At 64.6% G+C, this 21545-nt stretch carries 15 protein-coding genes; 13 read left to right on the top strand and 2 right to left on the bottom strand.

The genetic code is table 11. The features are described 5' to 3' along the window. Nucleotides 1-293: 293 nt before the first annotated feature. From tagH to HBO24_RS14320, 13 genes are all read left to right on the top strand, one after another. Nucleotides 294-1634 carry a type VI secretion system-associated FHA domain protein TagH gene (tagH, locus tag HBO24_RS14380; RefSeq protein ID WP_057440527.1) on the top strand — a complete coding sequence of 447 codons (1341 nt, stop codon included), beginning with the start codon at nucleotides 294-296 and terminating at the stop codon, nucleotides 1632-1634. Between the two features lie 43 nt (nucleotides 1635-1677). Next, a complete protein-coding gene (tssJ, locus tag HBO24_RS14375; RefSeq protein WP_057440526.1) occupies nucleotides 1678-2184 on the top strand; it encodes a type VI secretion system lipoprotein TssJ in 507 nt (168 codons plus the stop codon). Between the two features lie 18 nt (nucleotides 2185-2202). Further along, nucleotides 2203-3537, top strand: a complete 1335-nt coding sequence (tssK, locus tag HBO24_RS14370; RefSeq protein ID WP_057444220.1) for a type VI secretion system baseplate subunit TssK — start codon at nucleotides 2203-2205, stop codon at nucleotides 3535-3537. A 6-nt stretch (nucleotides 3538-3543) separates the two neighbouring features. Then, nucleotides 3544-4833, top strand: coding sequence for a DotU family type VI secretion system protein (locus HBO24_RS14365; protein ID WP_032856783.1), 1290 nt, complete (start codon nucleotides 3544-3546; stop codon nucleotides 4831-4833). Continuing rightward, nucleotides 4830-8330: a type VI secretion system membrane subunit TssM gene (gene tssM / locus HBO24_RS14360; RefSeq protein ID WP_057961018.1), complete on the top strand. Its 3501-nt coding sequence runs from the start codon at nucleotides 4830-4832 to the stop codon at nucleotides 8328-8330. Before HBO24_RS14365 ends, tssM begins: the two co-directional genes overlap by 4 nt. Further along, nucleotides 8327-8980 (top strand): type VI secretion system-associated protein TagF, encoded by a 654-nt coding sequence (gene tagF / locus HBO24_RS14355; RefSeq protein WP_057961017.1) that lies wholly within the window; start codon nucleotides 8327-8329, stop codon nucleotides 8978-8980. Before tssM ends, tagF begins: the two co-directional genes overlap by 4 nt. Next, a complete protein-coding gene (locus tag HBO24_RS14350; protein ID WP_057440523.1) occupies nucleotides 8981-9700 on the top strand; it encodes a protein phosphatase 2C domain-containing protein in 720 nt (239 codons plus the stop codon). It begins immediately after the preceding gene. Continuing rightward, on the top strand, nucleotides 9697-12732 hold the full coding sequence (locus HBO24_RS14345) for a serine/threonine-protein kinase (RefSeq protein WP_170059921.1): 3036 nt from the start codon (nucleotides 9697-9699) through the stop codon (nucleotides 12730-12732). Before HBO24_RS14350 ends, HBO24_RS14345 begins: the two co-directional genes overlap by 4 nt. Then, the gene (locus tag HBO24_RS14340; RefSeq protein WP_170059920.1) at nucleotides 12732-13436 is read left to right on the top strand and encodes an ABC transporter ATP-binding protein; all 705 of its coding nucleotides are present in this window, start codon (nucleotides 12732-12734) and stop codon (nucleotides 13434-13436) included. Before HBO24_RS14345 ends, HBO24_RS14340 begins: the two co-directional genes overlap by 1 nt. Next, entirely contained in the window at nucleotides 13436-14620 is a 1185-nt protein-coding gene (locus HBO24_RS14335) for an ABC transporter permease (protein WP_170059919.1), read from the top strand. Before HBO24_RS14340 ends, HBO24_RS14335 begins: the two co-directional genes overlap by 1 nt. Beyond that, on the top strand, nucleotides 14613-16325 hold the full coding sequence (locus HBO24_RS14330) for an SUMF1/EgtB/PvdO family nonheme iron enzyme (protein ID WP_170059918.1): 1713 nt from the start codon (nucleotides 14613-14615) through the stop codon (nucleotides 16323-16325). The genes HBO24_RS14335 and HBO24_RS14330 overlap by 8 nt, the downstream gene beginning before the upstream one ends. A gap of 83 nt (nucleotides 16326-16408) precedes the next feature. Next, nucleotides 16409-17338, top strand: a complete 930-nt coding sequence (tagQ, locus tag HBO24_RS14325; protein WP_057961012.1) for a type VI secretion system-associated lipoprotein TagQ — start codon at nucleotides 16409-16411, stop codon at nucleotides 17336-17338. Between the two features lie 125 nt (nucleotides 17339-17463). Beyond that, on the top strand, nucleotides 17464-17841 hold the full coding sequence (locus HBO24_RS14320; protein ID WP_029289848.1) for a hypothetical protein: 378 nt from the start codon (nucleotides 17464-17466) through the stop codon (nucleotides 17839-17841). A gap of 122 nt (nucleotides 17842-17963) precedes the next feature. Here HBO24_RS14320 and HBO24_RS14315 read toward each other — a convergent pair whose 3' ends face one another. Beyond that, the gene (locus tag HBO24_RS14315; RefSeq protein WP_057440518.1) at nucleotides 17964-19364 is read right to left on the bottom strand and encodes an aminoacyl-tRNA deacylase and HDOD domain-containing protein; all 1401 of its coding nucleotides are present in this window, start codon (nucleotides 19362-19364) and stop codon (nucleotides 17964-17966) included. Between the two features lie 101 nt (nucleotides 19365-19465). Beyond that, nucleotides 19466-21541 carry an ATP-dependent DNA helicase RecG gene (gene recG, locus HBO24_RS14310; protein ID WP_057961010.1) on the bottom strand — a complete coding sequence of 692 codons (2076 nt, stop codon included), beginning with the start codon at nucleotides 21539-21541 and terminating at the stop codon, nucleotides 19466-19468. Nucleotides 21542-21545 lie beyond the last annotated feature (4 nt).

The raw sequence follows: 21545 nt of genomic DNA, 5'->3' as shown, positions 1-21545 counted from the left end.
TTTCAATGTGCCACTACTCATCTTCAAGAAGTTGTGCATTTTTGGTGTAGTAGTTATGCGTTGTCAAGGTAAGCTATTCGTCCTGTGTGACAGATGTGCGGTGTTTAACAACCTGTGCGACCTATGAGTCAAAATAGGAATTCCCTGACGCTTTTTGTCACATTGACTGGTTAAAATCGGCGATCATGCTGATAAGCCAGCCTTTTTGGCGTGGTTTAAAGGATTTGCCAGGGCGCGCTTGGGAAGGTATTTCCCTTGGGCCGCCCGCGCGTGAGGTACAGCAAGGAGGCAAGATGTCACTGTGTTTGACTATTACTAGTTATCACAAGATCACCCCAGGTCAATGTCCGGAAAAGTCCATGGATAATGGAGTGATGGCAATTGGCCGCTCCAGTGAAAACGACTGGATATTGCCTGATCCAGAACGTTTGGTCTCCGCGCAACATTGCGTTATTCAATACAAAGATGGTCGTTACTATCTAACCGATAACAGTACTAATGGTGTGGAATTGGTTAACGCCGGCATTCGTTTGCGCCGGGGAAACAGTGAGCCATTACAAGATGGTGAATTGATCCGCATCGGCGACTACGAGATCCAGGCACGGATTGATTCCGGGATGAAGGTGACCGACAGCCAGCCTTTCGGCACTGACGGCTCCAACAGTTTCGAAGCCCTCATGGGGCGCCAGGGTGCCGGTGTGGTCACGCCGCTGCCGACCCCGGTGATCGCCCCACAGTTCCAGGGTGCGTCGTCAATGGACACGCTACCGGACCTGTTTGATTTCCTCACGCCGACGGCCGTGCCGCCGCCCACCCAGCCTGACCATGTGCCGGCTGAGCAGCATGATTTCCGCCCGCCCGTCGCGGTTACCGTGCCCACACCCGAGCAGCCGCTGAACTCGGGCTCGGTGATTCCAGAAGACTGGGATCTGTTTGGCGAAACACCTACGCCGTCGATCAGCCCGCCACCACCTGTCATTGCGCCGCCTGAGCCGCCACCTGCGCCCCCTGTGCTCGAGCCTGCGCGCCCTGTGGCAGACGCCAACCAGCCCGATTTGCTGCAAGCCTTCCTGCGTGGTGCCGGTCTCGATCAACTGCGCCTGGACAAGGCCCAGGCCGAGGCGCAGATGGAAAGCATCGGCCGCAGCTACCGGCTGATGGTCGAAGGCTTGATCGATGTACTGCGCGCACGCAGCAGCCTCAAGGGCGAGTTCCGCATGCAGCAGACGACGATCCAGCCGGTGGAAAACAATCCGTTGAAATTCGCCCCGAATGCCGACGAAGCGTTACTGCTGCTGCTACGCCACGGCAACCAAGCGTTTATGGCGCCGGACCTGGCCGTGCGCGACAGTTTCGACGACCTGCGCGCGCACCAACTGGCGGTGATGGCCGGTGTCGAAGCGGCCATCAAGCATCTGTTGACGCGCTTCGAGCCGGCCCAATTGGAAGAGCGCATGGGCAAGCCCGGCGGGCTGTCGAGCCTGTTCAACGGTTCGCGCCAGGCCCAGTACTGGCAACAGTTCACTGAGCTCTACAACAGTATTTCCCGTGAGGCCCAGGAGGATTTCCAGGACCTGTTCGGCCGTGAATTCAGCCGGGCCTATGAAGCACACAGCGCACGACAGCGGCGCTGAAACCGGAACAACGGACAGCCACATACGTCATTGAGGACGCAGGATGATTTTCAGGTTTTTACTCGCAGCCGCCAGCGTGTTGCTGCTGACGGCCTGTGCCAAGGATGCCGCGCCGCCCCAGGCGCCAGAGGCACAAATCGACACCACCCGTGTCGAGTTGCACTTCCATGCCATCGCTGGGCTCAACCCCGGCACCACGGGCCAGCCAGCCCCGGTGCGGGTGCGGATTTTCGAGCTGAAAAACGCCGCTGCCTTCAGCCGTGCCGACTATTTCGCTCTGGCAGATCGCGCCCAGCCGACCCTTGGCCTGGACCTGCTGGACCAGGATGAAGTGGTGATCCAGCCCGGGCAGCAATTGAGCATCCAGCGCGACCTCGATCCGGCCACCCGGCAGATCGGCCTGCTGGTGGGCTATCGCGAGCTGGACCGCGCGCAGTGGCGCACGGTGCTCAGCGTGCCGCCCCGCCAGGCCAGCGAATACCAGATCAGCCTTGATGTGCGCGCCGTACGTGCGCACCTCAGCGTTTCCCCATCCAGCCCTGCCCAATAAGAAGCAATCGGAGCCCCCATGTCCTGGAACAATCGCGTGGTCTGGTCGGAAGGCATGTTTATCGGAACGCAGCACTTCCAGCAGCATGACCGTTACCTGGAAAACCTGATTGATGCCCGCAGCCGCCCGCTGTCGGCCGGCGCCTGGGGGTTTTCCGAACTGCTGATCGACCAGGGCCTGCTGGCCCAGGGCAAGCTGGCCATTGTCTCGGCCCGTGGCCTGTTGCCCGATGGCACACCGTTCAATATCCCCCAGGATGACCTGGCGCCGAGCCCGCTGAACATCGACGACAACCTGCGTGACGGCCTGGTTTACCTGGCCTTGCCCCTCAAGCGTGCCGGTGCCCGCGATACGGTCGACGAAGGCGAGCCCCTGGGCGCTGCACGTTACCTGAGCCAGGTGCGCGAGGTGCGGGATGACAACGCACCCTTCGAGAACCGCGCGCCGGTGGCCGTCGGCTCCCGTGCCTTGCGCTTGCTGACCGCCGCCGATGGCATCAGCGACTACGCCGCCATCGGCCTGGTGCGCATCAAGGAAAAACGCGCGGACCGCGCCCTGGTGCTGGATGACAGCTACATCCCGCCGGTGCTCGATGTGGCCGCGAGCAAGCCGCTGACGGCGTTTCGCAGCGAACTGCTGGGCCTGCTGCACCAGCGCGGCGAAGCCCTGGCCGGGCGGGTGGTGGCCTCGGGTGCCGGTGGCGCCTCGGAGATTGCCGACTTCATGCTGCTGCAACTGGTCAATCGCGCCCAGCCGCTGATCCAGCACCTGAGCCAGTTGAGCCCGCTGCACCCGGAGCGTTTGTTCAGTGAGCTGGTAAGCCTGGCCGGCGAGTTCTCGACCTTCTCCACCTCGGGGCGGCGCCCCGAGGAATACCCGCGCTACCAGCATGACGACCTGGCCCTCAGCTTCGCCCCGGTGATGCAGGCCCTGCGCGAGGCGCTGTCGATGCTGATCGACAGCAAGGCCACGCCTATCCCGATTGTCGAAAAAGCCTATGGCGTGCATGTGGCGATGCTGGCGGACAAAACCCTGATCGACAGCGCCAGCTTCATCCTTGTGGTGCGTGCCGATGTCCCGGGCGAAACCCTGCGTGCGCGCTTCGGCCAGCAGAGCAAGGTCGGCTCGGTGGAGCACATCCGCGACCTGGTCAACCTGCAACTGCCGGGCATCGGCCTGCTGCCGTTGCCGGTGGCGCCACGGCAGATCCCTTACCACGCGGGCTCCACCTACTACGAGCTGGATCGCGGCAGTGAGCATTGGCAGCAACTGATTCACTCCGGCGGCTTCGCCTTCCATATCGCCGGGCAGTTCCCGGGCTTGAACCTGGCCTTCTGGGCGATCCGAGGATAATCCGCGATGCATCCCAATGATGACGACCGCACCCAGTTCATGCCGCGTCCGGGTGGCCGAGCGCCGGAGCCTGCCCGCGCAGAACCAGCGCCTTTGTCGATGCCGGCGGCGCCGATCCTCACCGGCAAAAGCCAGGGCCTCAACCCGCTGGAAAGCGCCGCCGGCCCCTTGCTGGCACTGCTGACGCGCCTGCGCAATACCATCGCCCATCCCGCACCCTCAAGCCTGCGCGCGCAGTTGCTGGCCTACCTGCGCCAGTTCGAAGAACGCGCCGAGGCGGCCGGTGTGGCCCGCAACGAAGTGCTGTTGGCTCGCTACGCGCTGTGCACCGCCCTCGATGAAGCGGTGCTGAGCACGCCCTGGGGCAGCGCCAGTGACTGGGGCAAGCAGAGCCTGCTGATCACCGTGCACAACGAAGCCTGGGGCGGCGAAAAGGTCTTCCAACTGCTGGACCACTGCCTGCAAAGCCCGCGCGAACGTCTGTATCTGCTGGAGCTGTTGTACCTGTGCATGTGCCTGGGTTTCGAAGGCCGCTACCGGGTAATGAACGACGGCCGCAGCCAGCTCGAAGCCCTGCGCGAACGCACGGCGGCGGCGATTCGCAGTGCCCGTGGCGAGCATGAGCGCGAGCTGTCGCCCCATTGGCGCGGCGTGACCGTGGCCCGCGATCGCCTGGCGCAATTCATGCCGCCGTGGATCGCCGTGGCCATCGGCCTGGCTTTGCTGCTGGCCCTACTGTTTGGCTTGCGCCTGAAACTGGCGTCGGATGCCGAGCCGGTGTTCAAGAACATCCATGCATTGGGGGAAATCCCGGTGCAGGCCATCGACCGCCCGGTGGCGCAGCCGAAAATCATCGAGCGCCCGCGCCTGGCGGGCTTTCTGGTGGAGGACATCAAGGCGGGCCGGGTCGCGGTGGAAGATGCCGTCGACCGCTCCGTGGTGACGATCCGTGGCGATGAACTGTTCGCCTCGGCCAGCTCCAGCATTGTCGATGACTACCAACCCCTGATGCTGCGCATCGCCGACGCCATCCGCAAGGTCAAGGGCCAGGTGCGGGTGACCGGGCACAGCGACAATCGGCCGATTGCCACCCTGCGCTTCCCGTCCAACTGGGCCTTGTCCGAGGCGCGGGCCAAGTCGGTGCTGGAAATCCTCGCGGCCAAGACCGGCCAGGGCGAGCGCTTCAGCGCCGAGGGCCGCAGCGACACCGAGCCGGTGGCGACCAACGCCACAGCCGAAGGCCGTGCCCGCAATCGTCGGGTTGAAATCACCGTATTGGCGGAGGGCGTCGAGTGAAGGCGTTTTTCAGTTTCATGATTCGCTGGGTGATCCCCGTGCTGGGCCTGATTGCCCTGGGCCTGATCATCTGGTTTGTCGGGCCGTTGCTCGACGTGCTGGTGCCGGAAGGCCGGCGCTGGGCCTTGATCATCCTGGTCTTCGCGGTGTGGATTGCCTACCGCGTGTTTCGCATCATCCAGGCGCGCCGTCAGGCCGCCGAAGTGATGCGCAGCCTGGCCGCTGAAACCCCGGCCGACCCCAACAGTGTCGCCACTGCCGAAGAGTTGGCCACCCTGCGCCAACGCATGGACGAAGCCCTCGCGCTGTTGAAAAAGGCCAAGTTGGGCGGTGACGAACGGCGCAACCTCTATGAGTTGCCGTGGTACGTGATCATAGGCCCGCCGGGCTCGGGCAAGACCACCGCGCTGGTCAACTCCGGGTTGCACTTCCCCCTGGCTGCCCAGTTGGGTGCCGGTGCGGTGCGCGGCGTGGGCGGTACACGTAACTGCGATTGGTGGTTTACCGATCAAGCGGTGCTGCTGGACACCGCCGGGCGCTACACCACCCAGGACAGCAACTCCACGGTGGATAAAGCCGCCTGGCTGGGCTTCCTCGACCTGCTGAAAAAGCAGCGCGCCCGCCGCCCGATCGATGGCGCTTTTATCGCCATCAGCCTGTCGGACCTGCTGCTGGGCACTGACGCCGAGCGCGCCGCCCACGCTGCCGCAATCCGCCTGCGCATCCAGGAGTTGTACACCCAGTTGGGCGTGCGTTTCCCGATTTACCTGATGCTCACCAAGCTCGATCTGGTGCCGGGTTTCATGGAGTTTTTCGACAACCTGAGCAAGGAAGATCGCGCCCAGGTGTGGGGCATGACCTTTGCCCTGGACGACGGCAAGCACAGCGACAGCCCCCTGGCCCATCTGCAAAGCGAATTCGCCGGCCTGGAGCAGCGCCTCAACGAGCGCCTGGTGGAACGCCTGCAACAGGAGCGCGACCCGGCGCGGCGCGACCTGATCTATGGCTTCCCGCAGCAATTCGGTGCGCTGAAGGATTGCCTGCAAAGCTTCCTCGAGGGCGTGTTCAAGCCCAATGCCTTTGAAGAGCGCGTGCTGCTGCGCGGCGTCTATTTCACCAGCGGTACCCAGGAAGGCAGCCCGATTGACCGACTGATCGGCGCCATGGCCCAGAGCATGAACCTCGACCGCCAGCACCTGGCGCGCCAGAGCGGTACTGGGCGCAGCTACTTCATCGAGAAACTGTTCAGCGCCGTGGCCTTTGCCGAGCGTGGCCTGGTGGGGGTCAACCCGAAGGTCGAGCGCCGCCGCAAATGGGTCGCCCGTGGCGTGCTCGCCGCGACGGTTGCGCTGGTGCTGGTGGTCAGCAGTCTGTGGTGGCTGAGTTATCGCGCCAACCAGGCGTATATCGCCCAGGTCGACCACAAGGTCGCACCACTGGGCCAGGCCGTGCAGAGCCTGAGCCCGGCACAGCGTGATGTGCTGGCGGTGTTGCCGCTGCTCAACGCGGTTAAGAACCTGGCGGGCGATTCGCCAAGCTGGTCCGAGGGCCTGGGCCTGTATCAGGGCGACATGCTCGAAGCCGAATCTGCCAGTGTCTACCGCAAGCTGCTGATCGCGGTGTTCGCCCCGCGCCTGGTGACGCGCATCGAAGAGCAACTGCACGGTGGTGGCAGTTCCGATTTCCTCTACGAAGGCTTGAAGGCCTACCTGATGCTGGCGGACAGCGAGCATTACGACCCGGACTTTATCAAGGCCTGGATCGCCCTGGACTGGGACCGCAACCTGCCGCGCGACCTGCCCGCCGACCAGCGCCAGGCCCTCAGCGCTCACCTGCAGGCGCTGTTCGACCGCCATCCGCCGAATGCGCGCCTCGACCCACGGCTGATCGACGACTTGCGCCGGCAACTGCAACAACTGCCGGTGGCCCAGCGTGTGTACGACCGGGTCAAGCGCCAGAAACTGCCCGACGGCGTGACTGACTTCCGCATCAACGAAGCCGCTGGGCGGGATGCTGCGCTGGTGTTCAGCCGCAAAAGTGGCAAGCCGCTGGGCGAGCCGTTGAGTGGCTTGTTTACCGCCAAGGGCTATCGCCAGGGCTTTTTGCTGACCAGCCTGAATCAGGCCGGGACCCTGGCCGAAGAGCAATGGGTGTTGGGCCAGGCGCCGGCAGATCAACAGAATGTGGCGAGCCTTGCCGCCGACGTGCGACGCCTGTACTTCCAGGACTATCAGCGCCAATGGGACGCCTTGCTGGCGGATATCGACTTTGTACCCATCACCAGCGTGGCCCAGGCGGCGGACGTGTTGCGGGTGATCTCCGGCCCGACCTCGCCGCTGAAAAAGCTGCTGGTGGCGGTGGCCAAGGAAACCGACCTGCAAGCTGAAGAACGCCAATTGGCGGCCAAGGGCGTGCCGGTGGAAGGTGGCGTCGACAAGCTCAAGGAGCGCCTCGGCAGCCTGCTCGGCGAGGCCCAGCCGACGGCCAGTGCACCGGCCCTCACGGAAGACCCGGTGACCGCGCACTTTGCCGAACTCAACAGCATCGTCGCCAAGAACGAAGGCGAGCCGGCGGCCATCGACGGCCTGCTGGCGGATATGAATGCGCTGTATGTGCAGGTCAGCGCCATGGTCGGCGCCAGTGGCGATGCCTTGCTCGGCGAAGCCAAGAACCAGGCCGCAGCGGCCGCCACCCGGGTCAGCCTGAATGCCGAACGCCAGCCGCCGCTGGTACAGGGCATGGTCAAGTCGGTGGTCAACTCCACCACCAACAGCATGATGGGCGGGGTGCGCAATCAACTGAACGCGGCCTGGGTCAGTGAAGTGGTGAATGTGTATCGCCAGTCCCTGGCCGGGCGCTACCCGATGTCCCCCGGCAGTGCTCGGGACGCCACCCTGGACGACTTCGGCCAGTTCTTTGGGGTGGGCGGGGTGATGGACAACTACTTCCGCAAATACCTGCAACCCTACGTCGATACCTCCGCGCAGACCTGGCGCTGGCAGCCGGGGGCGGCGCAGAAGCTCGGTATCGCGCCGGGCGTGCTGCAAACCTTCCAGCGCGCGGCGACTATTCGGGATGCGTTCTTTCGCGCGGGGGGCACGCAGCCCATCGTGCGTTTCGAGCTCAAGCCGGTGGCGATGGACGCGACCATCACCCAGTTCCTGCTTGACCTGGACGGCCAGCAACTGAGCTACGACCACGGCCCGAGCCGGCCGGTGGCGATGCAATGGCCGAATCCCGGCAGCAGTGGCGGGGTGCGCATCTCGATCATGCCGCCATCGGCCAGCGGTCGCTCCGGCGTCACCCTGGATGGCCCATGGGCGTGGTTCCGCCTGTTAGAACAATCGGAGCTTTCTGCCGGCAATTCGCCGGACCGCTTCAACCTGCGTCTGCGGGTCGACGGCGCGAGCATCGCCTATGAATTGCGTGCCAACAGCGCTTTCAACCCGTTCAAGAGCCGCGTGCTCAGTGGCTTCAGCCTGCCGGAGCGGCTATGACCACCCTGGGGTTCTACGGCAAGTTGGCCAGTCGCGGGGACTTTGTCAGCCGTGCCTTGCCCCAGAGCTTTATCGGCCCCTGGGACAGTTGGCTGGCTGCTGGTTTGCTCGCCAGCCAGCACAGCCTGGGCGACAACTGGCTCAACGCTTACCTGGTCAGCCCGCTGTGGCGTTTCGTACTGGCGCCGGGGGTGTGCGGGCCGGATGCGGCGGCGGGTGTCGTGATGCCGAGCATTGATCGGGTCGGGCGGTATTTCCCGCTGGCGGTGGTCGCCTTGTTGGATCACGACACCAATCCGGCGTCCCTGGTGGGTGGCCCGGATGCCTGGTTCGAACAGATCGAGGAGCTGCTGCTCAGCACCTTGCAGCCCGGCGCCACGTTCGAAGGGTTTAACCACGGCGTTGACCGCCTGGGCTTGCCGGCCAGTGAACCGCGTGCCCTGGACAGTCGCTTCGCCAGCCTGCAACGGGTCGCCGCCACCGTGCCCCATGGGCGCATGACCGCCCTTGCCGAACAGGCCTGCGAAGGCGCCAGCCTGTGGTGGGGGCGTGGTTCGCAACGTATTTCCCCCGGTTTATTACGGTGCCAGGGTTTGCCTGCTGCCGGCGATTTTGCGCAATTTCTGCTCGGACAAGAAGGTGTGGTGTAGATGGGGTCGACGTACAAATCCGCGAGCAAAAGCCATGTGGGCATGGTGCGCCAGGTCAATGAAGACGCGTGCCTGGACCTCCCGGAAAACCGCCTGTGGGTGGTGGCCGACGGCATGGGCGGGCACGCGGCCGGCGACTATGTCAGCAGCCTGATCGTCGACAGCCTGCGCGGCCTGCCCGTGGGTCGGTCCCTGGACGAATATACGGCGGCGCTGCGCACCGAGCTGACCCGGGTCAACGCGGCCGTACGTGAAGAAACCGCCAACCGTGGCGTGACCATGATGGGCAGCACCGTGGTGGTGTTGGCCGCACGCGGCCTGCGCGGTGTGTGCCTGTGGGCCGGCGACAGCCGCTTGTATCGCCTGCGCGATGGCGAGTTGGAACGCATCTCCCGCGACCACAGCTACGTGCAGGACCTGCAGGACAGCGGCCTACTCAGCGAAGCCGATGCGCGGGTGCATCCGCGGGCCAATATCGTCACCCGCGCCATTGGTGTGGAGGCGCAATTGGAGCTGTCGGTGGTCGACCTGTTGATCGCCCCCGGTGACAGCTACCTGCTGTGCAGCGATGGCCTGAACAAGACCGTCGAAGACCACGAAATCCGTGACGTGCTGAGCCATGCCGAGCCTGACGAAATCGCCCGCAGCCTGGTGCACCTGGGGCTCAATCGCGGTGCGCCCGACAACATCACCACCCTCGTCGTGAAGGTGTCGCCATGACCCTGATCATCCCCGGCTACGACATCGACGGCGAAATCGGCGAAGGCGCCATGGCCAGCGTGTACCTGGCGACCCAGCGGTCGCTGGAGCGCAAGGTGGCGTTGAAAGTCATGGCCGCCGCGCTGGCTGCCGACCCGAGTTTCTGCGAGCGTTTCCTGCGCGAGGGCAAGACCCTGGCGCGGCTGTCGCACCCGCACACCGTGACCATCCACGACATCGGCAATGTCGGCGAGTTGTATTACATGGCCATGGAATACCTGCCCAATGGCACGCTCAAGGAGCGCATCGCCGCCGGCCTGACGCCGGAACATGGGCTGGTGTATATCCGCCAGATCGCCTCGGCCCTGGGTTACGCCCATGCCCAGGGTTTGGTGCACCGCGACGTCAAGCCGGCGAACATCCTGTTTCGCGCCGATGGCACGGCGGTGCTGTCGGACTTCGGGATCGCCAAGTCCCTGGATGACCGCACCCAGTTCACCCAGGCCGGGTTTGCCGTGGGCACCCCCAGCTACATGAGCCCGGAACAGGCGCGGGGCCAGGAAATCGACGGCCGCGCCGACCTGTACGCCCTCGGGGTGGTGCTCTACGAAATCCTCGTCGGCAAGCTGCCTTACAACGGCACCGATGCACTCTCCACCGCCCTGGCGCACCTGACCGAGCCCTTGCCGGAACTGCCGCTGCACCATGGCCGTTATCAAGAGGTGCTGAAAAAACTCTTGGCCAAGGATCCGGCGCAGCGTTTCCCGGATGCCGCCGCGCTGCTGCTGGCTCTGGATCGGTTGCCCCTGGAGGCGCCGAAAGAAGCCTTGGAGGCGACCTTGATTCGCCCTGCCGTGATGCCGGCCGGTCAGGATCTGGCCGGGTTGACCCCGGTGTCCATCGAAATTCCCAATGCTGCGCCGCAACCGCAACCGCAACCGCAACCGCAACCGCAACCGCAACCGCAACCGCAGTCGCAAGCAGTGCGCCAGCCGGTGGTGAGCCCCACGCAGCATCGCGCGGAGTCCGAGCAGCGGCGTGGCCCGGTCCTGGCATTGGCCGCCGTGGCCGTCGCGGTCGCGCTGGCCATCGGTGGCGCCAGTTACTGGTGGCTGAGTGACGACGCCCCTGCGCCGCCGCCTGCTGCGGTCGTGCCCGCTACGCCGGCTGCGGTTAAACCGCTGGCCGCTGATAGCGACGGCGGTCAGCGCCCCTTGCTGATGGCCGGCAAGAAAACCCTGTTCCAGCGCGTCCTGAGCAAGCCCGGCGCCAAGCTCTCCAGCGAGGCGGGCGGCGCACCGGGTAAGGCCTTGCCCGCGTTCTCGGTGCTTTATGTGTACCAGCGCAAAGATGTCGACGGCAGCCCATGGCTGCGCATTGGCGCCGCCACCGATGGGCGCAGTGACGGTTGGTTGCCGGCCGCGCAAGTCAGCGACTGGAAGCAGAGCCTGGTGCTCAAGTTCACTGAGCGTTCGGGACGGGCACCGGTGATGTTCCTGCGCCAGCCTGGCGAGGTGGAAAAACTCCTGGCTGACCCGGCCGCCGCGAAAAACCTGCTGCTCAAGGCGCAGAAAAACCCTGAGGACAATCAACAGGTCCTGGCCCTGGAGCCCACAGCCAGTGCCGTGCCGCAGAACCAGTTCTACCTGTTGCCGATCTTCGATGCCAAAGAGAGCTTCGACGAGAATGGCCAGCCGGTGCAGTTGCTCAATGTGGCGTCCATCGACCCCGGCACTGCGGCCGCCAAGCCGGCCACCCCGCTGATCAATGCGAATGCCGATGCATTCCGCACCGCCGTGGTGCTGGTGGTGGATACCACGGTGTCGATGCAGCCGTATATCGACCAGGTGCGCGATGTGGTCCATGAACTGCAAACCCGCATTGCCGAGCGCGGCGAGTTGGACAGCGTCAGCTTTGGCATGGTCGGCTTTCGCAGCAGCGTGAAGAAAACCCCGGGCCTGGAGTACGTGGCCAAGACCCTGATCACCCTCGACCAGGGCCGCGACCCCCAGCGGTTTCTGGATATGGCGCGGCAGGTCAAAGCCTCCACCGTCTCCAGCCACTCGTTCAATGAAGATGCGTTTGCCGGGGTGATGCAGGCGGTGGAAGGCATGGATTGGTCCGGCTATGGCGGGCGCCTGATCCTGCTGGTGACCGATGCCGGGGCCCTGCGCAAGAACGACCCGTTTGCCGCGACCCAGATGAACGAAGCCGAAGTGCGCCAGGCGGCGCTGGGCAAGCAGATCAAGATCTATGCCCTGCACCTGCGCACCGACGCCGGCAAGAAAACCCATGGCGGCGCCGAATCCCAGTACCGCACCCTGACCGCCGACGCCAACCCACGGATCGGCGATCTGTACACGGCAGTGCCGGGCGGTGATGTGCGCAAGCTGGGCGAGCGGGTCGATGAGATCGGCACGGTGTTCGCCAACCTGGTGCATCAGGTACGCAGCAATACCCCGCAGCCGGTGCCGTTGCTCAGCAGTGCGCCGAGCCTGGCGGATAAATCCGCCGCCGTCGGCTATGCCATGCACATGGACTTCCTCGGCCACAAAGGCGCGAGCCAGGCGCCGCAACTGGTCAGCGCCTGGACCGCCGACCGCGACCTGACCAACCCGGCCCTGCCGGCGTTCCAGGTCTGCGTGATGCTGACCAAACTGCAGCTCAACGATTTGCAGCAATCGCTGAAATTGATCGTCGATGCGGCACGCAAGACCCAGACTTCGCCCAGGGATTTCTTCCAGGAAATCGCCAGCGCCTCGGCCTACATGAGCCGCGACCCGCAGGCCCTGCGCAAGGGTGGCAACCTCGCCGACGGCGGCATTCTGGGTGAATACCTGGAAGGTCTGCCGTACCGCAGCAAGTCCCTGAACATGACCCAGGACCTGTGGCTGTCATTGAGCGTGGCCGAACAGGAAGACTTTATCGACGAGCTGGATTCGAAGATCCGCCTCTATGAAACCTTCCATAACGACGTGGCCAATTGGGTCCGTTTCGGTGATGCCGAACCGGGCGATGCGTTGTACCGCGTGCCACTGTCGACGCTGCCTTGATGTTGAACCTGAGCGCGGTGCACAAGAACCGGGGCCTCGGTAGCCAGCGCTATGGCCTGGTGATTCCGGCACTGCACCTGGGTGCAGGTGAACAGCTGGCGATTGTCGGGCCGAGCGGTTGCGGCAAAAGCACCTTGCTCGATCTGCTGGCGTTGGTCCTGGCACCTGATCAGGTGGGCCGTTTTGAGTTCAACCAGTTGGATATCGGCGGGCTGTGGCGCGCCAATCAGCAATCCACGTTGGCCGGGTTGCGCAGCCGGCATCTCGGTTACGTGCTGCAAACCGGTGGCCTGCTGGGCTTTCTCGATGTGCGCAGCAATATCGCTCTGTCCCGGCAGCTGTTGGGCCTGAAGGACGATGGCAGCGTGGCGCGGCTGGCTGCGCAGTTGCAAATCAGCGACCAGTTGGCCAAGAAGCCTGGCGCGTTGTCGGTGGGTCAGCGCCAGCGCGTCAGTTGCGCCCGCGCCCTGGCCCATGCCCCGCAATTGGTGCTGGCCGATGAGCCGACCGCGTCCCTGGATCCCCTCAATGCCGAGCGCGTGATGCAGGCGCTGCTGGCCCAGGCCCGTGAGCACCGCGCCGCGTGCGTGATCGCCACCCATGACGAGCCCCTGGCCCGCGCCAGTGGCTTGCAGGTGCGGCGCATCAGTTGCCAGCGCGACAGCGACGGTGGCGTCACGGCGACTCTCGGGGAGGCATGTTGATGCGTATCCCTCTGTTGGCTTCCCTCGCTTGGCAGGATTACCGCAATGATGGCTGGCTGTCGGCCTGTTCGGTGTTGGCGCTGGTGGCGGTGATCGCGCCGTTGCTGGTGTTGTTCGGCCTGAAATTCGGACTGGTCAGCAGCTTGACCGAGCGCTTGGAGAATGACCCGGCGACCCGCGAAATCATCCCGTTGGGCGGGGGGCGGTTCAGTCGCGCCTTTGTCGAGCAACTTGGCCGGCGCAGCGATGTGGCGTTTGCCATCCCGCGCACGCGGCAGATTGCGGCCACGGCCCAGGTGGGCGCGTTGACCCTGGAGATGCTGCCCACCGCGCCGGGTGATCCGTTGCTGGGCGGTTTGCCTATCCCGGCGGGCCTGGAGCAGATCGTGCTGAGCCACACCGCCGCCGAGAAGCTGGCGGCGCGGCCGGGAGATTGGCTGCAAACCCGCTTTGCGCGGCAAGTGGCCGGGCGCGTCGAGGCCCTGGATGCACGGTTGCAGGTGGTGGCAGTGCTGCCCCTGGAAGCGTTTGCGCGGGACGGTTTGTTTGCCGACTTGAGCCTGCTGGAAGCGGCGGAAGACTACCGCGATGGCCGTGCGGTGCCGGCGTTGGGCTGGGAGGGTGACGTGGTGGGCGTGAGCGAGCAGCGGGTGTATCCGGCGTTTCGTTTGTATGCACGCAGCCTTACCGATGTTGAGCCGCTACGGGTGTATTTCGCCGCGCAGAACCTGTTGGTCTCGACCCAGGCGCTGAGCATCGCCCAGGTGCAGTCGCTGAGTCGCAACTTGGCGATCGTGTTCTGGATCATCGCCGGCCTGGCCTTGGCGGGGGCATTTGCGGCGATTTTCGCCGGGGCGTTGGCCGCTGTCGCGCGCAAGCGCCGGGAGTTATCGGTGTTGCGCCTGTTGGGGGTTTCCACTGGCGCGCTGTTGTTGTTCGTGACGCTGCAGGCGCTCTACAGCGCGGGGTTGGCCGCTGTGCTCAGCGCCGGGCTGTATGGCCTGGCCGAGGCGGGTTTGAATCAATTATTCGTGCAGGTGCCGGGCGAATACGCCAGCCACCTGTTGGCGCGGCATTACGCCCTGGCCCTGGTCGCGGTGCTCGGCGTCAGCGCCGTGGCGGCCTTGTGTGGGGGGTGGCGGGTCGCGCGTATCCAGGCTTCTGAGGGCATCAGAGATGTATAAGTTATTGGGCGCCGCCGTGGCGCTGAGCCTGGCCACTGTGGCCTGGGCCGACGAGGCAAGCGATAAGCTCGACAACCCCAAGCCGTTGGCCGATGACGTCAGCCTGCCGCTGCCGTGTGAGGGCAACATGGTGTTCCGCTACGCCTATGTCCTGGCCCAGGGCACCCTGGACGACCGAGAGGTCAGCCTCGGCTACCCGTTCAGCGAAGGCGAGGCGGGCTACAAGCAGTCGTTTATCTCGGGTTACCGCCGCGACTTTATCAACGGCCAATTCACCCTCAAGGATTTGCCCAAGAGCTGGAACAAGGTCATTGCGCCGCTGATGCCCAAGACCGACGCCAAGACCCCGCTCAAGCCGATGCTCTACTTTATCGGCAAGTACGAAGTCACCGCGCGCCAGTACGCCCAGGTCATGTCCCAGGCCCAGTCCCTGGCCAGTGGTGAGCCGGCGCCAGCGTGCGAGGTGCCTGAGGGCATGGCCGGGCGCTTGCCCAAGGTCAAGCTGTCGCGCTTTGAAGCCGAGCGTTTCTCGGCGGTCTACAGCGCCTGGTTGATGAAATATCACCGCGACTTGCTGCCGGTCAGTGGCCGCGGTGCTTCGGCGCAAGATGGCGGCCTGGGGTTTGTGCGGCTGCCTACCGAAGTGGAATGGGAGTTCGCCGCGCGCGGCGGCCAGGCAGTGAGCCGCCAGGATCTGGAAGGCCGCTTGTTCCCCCGGCGTATCGAGGGCAGCGACAGCGACGGCCCGCTGGGCGATTGGGCGGTGTTCAACCAGGTCGCCGGCGGCACCGGCCAGGCGGCGCGGCTGATGCCTATCGGTACCAAGTTACCGAACCCCATCGGCATGTTCGATGTGATCGGCAACGCCGCGGAGATGGTCCAGGAGTCGTTCCAACTGGTTCACGCCGGGCGCCGCCAGGGCACCTATGGCGGCTTTATCGTCAAGGGCGGCAACTACTTGGAGGGCGAGGGCACGCTGTTCAGCGGCATGCGCCGCGAATACCCGCTGTTCGGCGCCGATGGCACGGAGCAAAGCAACGAGACCACGGGCTTCAGGGTGGCGATTGGCGCGCTGTCGGCACCGCGCTCACGCTACAACGAACTGTTCGCGCAGTGGCAGAAAGAGGGGCGCCTGGCCGCGCTGACCGACGCCATCGACGACGCCCAGGACCCGACCAAGCGCCTGGACAGCATCATTGCCGCCAGCGCCGACCCACGGCTGCAGGCCGAGTTGGGGCTGGTCAACGAAGAGCTCAAGCGCAACGTGTCGCTGATCGCCCAGCAGCGTGAGGAGGCGGCTGGCAACCTGATCCAGTCTGCCGCCCTGGTGGCCGAGACCATCAATAACTACAACATCCGCCTGATCAATCTGCAGAAGAGTCGCCAGCAGTCCCTGGACGCCAAGGACGAGGCCAGCGCGCAGTTGTTCGCCACGGCCATCGCCAATGGCCGCAGCGCGCTCGACGGCGCAGTGGCGATCTATATCGACAACTTGGCCACCGGCACGCGCTACACCGATGCGGTGATCCAGGCGCAGTTTCAACGGATCCAGCAAGAGTTGGAGCGCAAGCCGGTACTGGGCAAGAGCCTGGTGACACGCGCGACGTTATTCGTTCGCCATGTCGGCAACTATCGCAAACAACAGCGAGCCGACCCGGCAACGATTTTGAAGGAATTGCTCGCAGCGAGCGGTCAGCGGTCTTGACCGTTGGTTGTATAGCGAGCTTGGAAGGGACTCAGGCGGCATGGGCCGTGCTGGGCAAGACAAACTTAAAAGAGAACACACCTATGCTTTTTTCCCGTAAGGCGGTTTCCAAGCGTTACTTGCTGCTGATCGCGGCTGGCTTCAGCACCGTGCTGACCGGTTGCGCCACGTCGCCGGCTTCCAAGGTCGCGTCGAGCACCAAGGTCGAGTACTACCCCAGCTGCTACGAGCCGGTGCAGCACCTGCGCGCTACTGATTCGGACATGACCAAGTCGGTCGTCACCGGCGCCGCCCTCGGCGCGGCCGGTGGTGCGCTGTTGGGTGCCCTGACCGGCGATTCGGACAAGCGTGGCCGCAATGCCGCCATTGGCGCGGCGGGCGGAGCCCTGGCGGGCGGCGCGGCGGGTTACTACACCGAGCGCCAGAAGCAGATCAGCGATGACAACCAGCGCATCGCGTCCTACGCCACGGACTTCAACAAAAGCGCTTCCGATATCGACCGTAGCACCGCGTACGCCAAGGCGTCCCAGCAGTGCTACCAGAGCGCGTTCACCAAGCTGGTGGCTGACCGCAAGGCCAAGACCGTCAATGACACCGAAGGCCGCAAGCGCCTGGCAGAAATCGTCGCCGGCCTGAAGGAATCCAACGACCTGATCGTCGCGGTCAACGGCAAGGCCAGCGAAGACCTGAACAACTACACCCAGGCCTACGAGAAAGACCTGCAACAGGTGGGTGTGCAGCGCAATGACGTGGTGACCGTGGCCACGGCAGATACCGCCCCGGCGGTGGTGCCGGCGAAAAAAGGCAAGTCGACCGGCAAGGTCGTGACCAAGCGTCCGCCACTGCCCAAGGTGCCGACCGAAGCGGTGAGCACCGAGCGAAGCATCCAGACCGCCAAGGTCAAGCAGACTGAAAGTAAGCAAGTGGCCAGCGCCGGTAAAGCACAGATCGAAGGCACCTGCCGCGACCCGAACCTGGCCGACTGGGCACCGGTACCTTGCCCTAACGTTTAAGCCAAGTTGTTGCTATAAGCGGTAAACGCCAGCCGATCTCCTGCTAACGCGGGAGATCGGTAGCGTTCCGCGCACAAATCGTTAAACTGCTGCGGCCACCCAATAATTACACTGAGGCCGTGTGCATGAAATTTCGTTTTCTTCTGTGGGTGCTGGGCCTGATGATGGCCAAAGCCAGCCGCAACAACCCTGCGTTCCAGCAGCAGTTGGGTGACAAGGATCTGGCATTCCAGCTGCAGACCCTTGACGGCAAGGTTGCCCGTCACTTCATCGTCAAAGACCAGCGCATCACCAGCCGCTCGGGTGTCCACCCGGAGCCGGCATTTGCCATCGCTTTTAAAGACGCCGCCTACGGCTTCGCCACGATGCAGGCGAAGAACAAGCAACTGGCGTTCATGACGGGGATTCAGGACAAGTCGATCCAGATCAAGGGCAACCCGGCCCTGGTGATGTGGTTCCAGGGCTTGACCAAGTATCTGAAGCCGAAGAAAAAGAAGGCCTGAGAGACCGGGTTGGATTCATCGCAGGCAAGCCAGCTTCCACCGGTTGAGTGCATTCCAACGTTGGAACCCGGTCAACTGTGGGAGCTGGCGTGCCTGCGATAGCGGTACAGCAGGCGCCGGCTTCAGCCCTGGCTGAACTGCGACGCCAGTTCGCGCAACAACACCTCGGCATCCAGCACCTTGCTCACCACCTCCTCGGCCTTGTCGCGGCTCAGGCCCAGGCGCTCCAGCAGTTCGTCCGGAATCTCGGCCTCAGGCCCGGAGCCAATCCCACGCCCGCGCAGCAAGCGCACGGCCAGGCATACCAGGTTCGGGTACTCGGCGTATTGGCCGTCGTAGCTCGGGTCATGCTGGAAGCGCAGGGCCGTGGACAGCTCTTGCGGCATATCCCAGTAACGCATCAGCCAGGCGCCGATCTGCTCGCGGCTGATGCCCAGCAAGTGCTGCTCGACATAGCTGTGGCACAGGTGCGGGTTGACCTCCAGGTGCCGGCAGATCAGCGAGAAGTGCGGCGGGAAGACGTGGGCCAGCAACAGGTAGCCAAAGTTGTGCAGCAGGCCCGCCAGGTAGGTCAGGCCGGCTTCCGGGCGCTGGGCGCGGGGCATTGCGCGGGTCAGGCCCTCGATCACCGCGGCGGTGTAGATCGACTGGTGCCAGTAGGGCGTGGCCTGTTGCGGATGGTCCTTGGGCAGGCTCAAGGTCTTGCCCAGCGCCAGGCCCAGGGCCAGGTTGATCACCAGGTCGAAGCCCAGCACACGCACAATTGCGTCTTCTACCGAACGGATCTTGCCCGGTGAGGCGTAGTACGGCGAGGCCGCCCAGCTCACTACTTGCGCGGCCAGGGCCGGGTCGGTCTCGACCACGCCGGTGATGTCGTCGATGGTTGCGTTGGGATCGACCCGCAGCTTGATGATCTTCTGCGCGGTATCGGCCAGCGGTGGAATTTCAATGGTGGCTTCCAGGCGTTGCTGGATGCGGCGCGCGGTAAACGCCTGCATCGCCTGGGTAATTTCGTCGCGGTCGTCGTTGGGACGGTCGAAGTTGGGCAGGATGCGGCTCAGGGGTTCGCCGAAGTTGGCGGCACTGGCTTTGTTCAGCAGGCGCTTGAAGTCGTCGCTGGCGATTTCCAGCAGCACAGTGGCTTCGCCCGAGTGCACCAGCAGGGTCGGCTCGCGCAGCAGGCTTTCTTCGTACAGGCAAGGCGAGCTGGTCAGCGGCGGCAGGCCGGGCAGCAGGCTCAGGCTGTGTTTGCCGAGCATGCGATCCAGGCGCTCCGGCGCGACAGCGGTCAGGTTGCGGCCGGTCAGTTCGGTGAGGCGATTGAGATCCAGCAACTGGCTCTGGGGAAACAGCACCATCAGGGCGCCCACCGCGTCATCGAGCAGCACCGCTTGAACCTTTCGGGCCGGGTTCAGGCCGGGGTGGTCGGTGACTTCCGTGTAGTTGACGGCGAGTTTTGCGAGCAAGTCCCGAATGACCGGGGGTGCGGTCGGCGGGGCTGTGGCGTGGGCAACTTCTGACATGGCCGGATCCAATTTTCTACATTTGCTTGGAGTATAACCAGCTTGGTCCGGCCGGGGGTGTCTAACTGCGGTTTGTGATGGTGTCGGCTATTGGCGGTCTGTCAGACCTGGCCGTATTGCTGGCCGTGGCGCAGCCAGCGATCCAGCAGCGGGCTGACGTGGTGCGGCCAGCGCTCCAGCAGGGCCTGGGCCGCATCGCGCACGGCGGGTAGCAGGTCGGCATCGCGCATCAGGTCGGCCACCTTGAATTGCAGCAGGCCGGTCTGGCGGGTGCCGAGCATTTCGCCGGGGCCACGCAGTTCCAGGTCTTTTTCGGCGATCACGAAGCCATCGTTGGTCTCGCGCATGATCCCCAGGCGCTGGCGACCAATCTGCGACAGCGGCGGATGGTAGAGCAGCACGCAGTGGCTGGCGGCGCTGCCCCGGCCGACCCGGCCGCGCAGCTGGTGTAACTGTGCCAGGCCCAGGCGTTCGGGGTTTTCGATGATCATCAGGCTGGCGTTGGGCACGTCCACGCCGACTTCGATCACCGTGGTGGCCACCAGCAATTGCAGGTTGCCGGCCTTGAACTCGGCCATCACCGCGGCTTTTTCCGCAGGCTTCATGCGCCCGTGGATCAGCCCGACCTTGAGCTCGCCCAAGGCGCTGGTGAGGTCTTCATAGGTGGTTTCAGCGGCCTGGCAGGTCAGCTCTTCGGACTCTTCGATCAGCGTGCATACCCAATACGCCTGGCGCCCTTCGGCACAGGCGCCGCGCACCCGTTCGATCACTTCGACCCGTCGGGTGTCGGTGACCAGGACCGTGTTGACCGGCGTTCGGCCGGGCGGCAGCTCGTCGAGGATCGAGGTGTCGAGGTCGGCGTAGGCACTCATGGCCAGCGTGCGCGGGATCGGCGTGGCGGTCATGATCAACTGGTGCGGGTTCATCCGCCCGCCCACGCCCTTTTCGCGCAGGGCCAGGCGTTGTTGCACGCCGAAACGGTGCTGTTCGTCGATGATCACCAGGGCCAGGTTCTTGAATTTAACTTCGTCCTGGAACAGCGCGTGGGTACCCACCACCATCGGTGCGCCGGCGGCGATCTGTTCCAGGGCGGCCGTGCGGTTCTTGCCCTTGAGCTTGCCCGCCAGCCACGCCACTTCCAGGCCCAGGGGTTCGAGCCAGCGCTTGAAGGTGATGAAGTGCTGCTCGGCGAGGATCTCGGTCGGTGCCATCAGGGCCACCTGATAACCGGCCTCCAGGGCCTGCAGCGCGGCCAGGGCGGCGACCACGGTCTTGCCGGCGCCAACATCGCCCTGGATCAGGCGCAGCATTGGTTCTTTCTGGCTCAGGTCGTAGGCGATTTCATTGCCTACGCGTTGCTGCGCGCCAGTCGGTGCAAAGCCCAGGTTGGCCAGGTACTGCGCGGGCAGGCGCGTGGCCTTGGGCATCGCCGGCGCCCGCAGGGAGCGCATGCTTTCGCGCAGGCGCTGCTGGGACAGTTGGTGGGTCAGCAACTCTTCAAAGGCCAGGCGATGCTGGGCCCAGTGATGACCCAGGGCCAATTCATCGACATCGGCATCGGCCGGCGGGTGATGCAGGTAGCGGATCGCGTCGGCCAGGGGCGCCAACTGGTAGTCGCGGGCCAGCTCTTGCGGCAGCCAGTCGGGCAGGCTTTGGGGGCCGAGCAGGGTCAGGGTCTGCATGCACAGCTGGCGCAGGCGCTGTTGCGTCAGGCCTTCGGTGAGCGGGTAAATGGGGGTGAGGGTGGTGTCTACCGGCGGGGGTTCGTCGCCGGTAATGGCGCGGTATTCCGGGTGGTAGATTTCCAGGCCCGACGCGCCGGGCCGCGCTTCACCGTAGCAGCGCACACGGGTGCCGCGCTTGAGGCCTTCCTTTTGCGCGTTGCTGAAATGGTAGAAGCGCAGGCTCAGGCCGCCGGTACCGTCCTGCAGGCGCACCACCAGGCTGCGGCGCTTGCCCATCACCACATCGGCACCGCTGACGGTGCCTTCGACCACGGCATCCTGCCCAGGGCGCAGATGGCCGATGGGCACTACGCGGGTGCGGTCCTGGTAACGCAGGGGCAGGTGAAACAACACGTCCTGGAGGTTCTCCAGGCCGACCTTGGCCAGCTTCTCGGCCATGGCTTCACCGACACCCTTGAGTGCCGTCACCGACACCTGCGACAGCTCAGTCATACAC

This window comes from Pseudomonas sp. WS 5410 (assembly GCF_012985645.1).
GTDB classification, from domain to species: domain Bacteria; phylum Pseudomonadota; class Gammaproteobacteria; order Pseudomonadales; family Pseudomonadaceae; genus Aquipseudomonas; species Aquipseudomonas shahriarae.
Note: the sequence above shows the minus strand (reverse complement) of the source record. Positions and strands in the feature narration are given on the sequence as shown.

What these genes read in the sequence shown, in the direction of transcription:
- tagH (WP_057440527.1), top strand. Translation starts at nt 294, where the DNA reads ATGTCACTGTGTTTGACTATTACTAGTTATCACAAGATCACCCCAGGT.
- tssJ (WP_057440526.1), top strand. Translation starts at nt 1,678, where the DNA reads ATGATTTTCAGGTTTTTACTCGCAGCCGCCAGCGTGTTGCTGCTGACG.
- tssK (WP_057444220.1), top strand. Translation starts at nt 2,203, where the DNA reads ATGTCCTGGAACAATCGCGTGGTCTGGTCGGAAGGCATGTTTATCGGA.
- HBO24_RS14365 (WP_032856783.1), top strand. Translation starts at nt 3,544, where the DNA reads ATGCATCCCAATGATGACGACCGCACCCAGTTCATGCCGCGTCCGGGT.
- tagF (WP_057961017.1), top strand. Translation starts at nt 8,327, where the DNA reads ATGACCACCCTGGGGTTCTACGGCAAGTTGGCCAGTCGCGGGGACTTT.
- HBO24_RS14350 (WP_057440523.1), top strand. Translation starts at nt 8,981, where the DNA reads ATGGGGTCGACGTACAAATCCGCGAGCAAAAGCCATGTGGGCATGGTG.
- HBO24_RS14345 (WP_170059921.1), top strand. Translation starts at nt 9,697, where the DNA reads ATGACCCTGATCATCCCCGGCTACGACATCGACGGCGAAATCGGCGAA.
- HBO24_RS14340 (WP_170059920.1), top strand. Translation starts at nt 12,732, where the DNA reads ATGTTGAACCTGAGCGCGGTGCACAAGAACCGGGGCCTCGGTAGCCAG.
- HBO24_RS14335 (WP_170059919.1), top strand. Translation starts at nt 13,436, where the DNA reads ATGCGTATCCCTCTGTTGGCTTCCCTCGCTTGGCAGGATTACCGCAAT.
- HBO24_RS14330 (WP_170059918.1), top strand. Translation starts at nt 14,613, where the DNA reads ATGTATAAGTTATTGGGCGCCGCCGTGGCGCTGAGCCTGGCCACTGTG.
- tagQ (WP_057961012.1), top strand. Translation starts at nt 16,409, where the DNA reads ATGCTTTTTTCCCGTAAGGCGGTTTCCAAGCGTTACTTGCTGCTGATC.
- HBO24_RS14320 (WP_029289848.1), top strand. Translation starts at nt 17,464, where the DNA reads ATGAAATTTCGTTTTCTTCTGTGGGTGCTGGGCCTGATGATGGCCAAA.
- HBO24_RS14315 (WP_057440518.1), bottom strand. Translation starts at nt 19,364, where the DNA reads ATGTCAGAAGTTGCCCACGCCACAGCCCCGCCGACCGCACCCCCGGTC.
- recG (WP_057961010.1), bottom strand. Translation starts at nt 21,541, where the DNA reads ATGACTGAGCTGTCGCAGGTGTCGGTGACGGCACTCAAGGGTGTCGGT.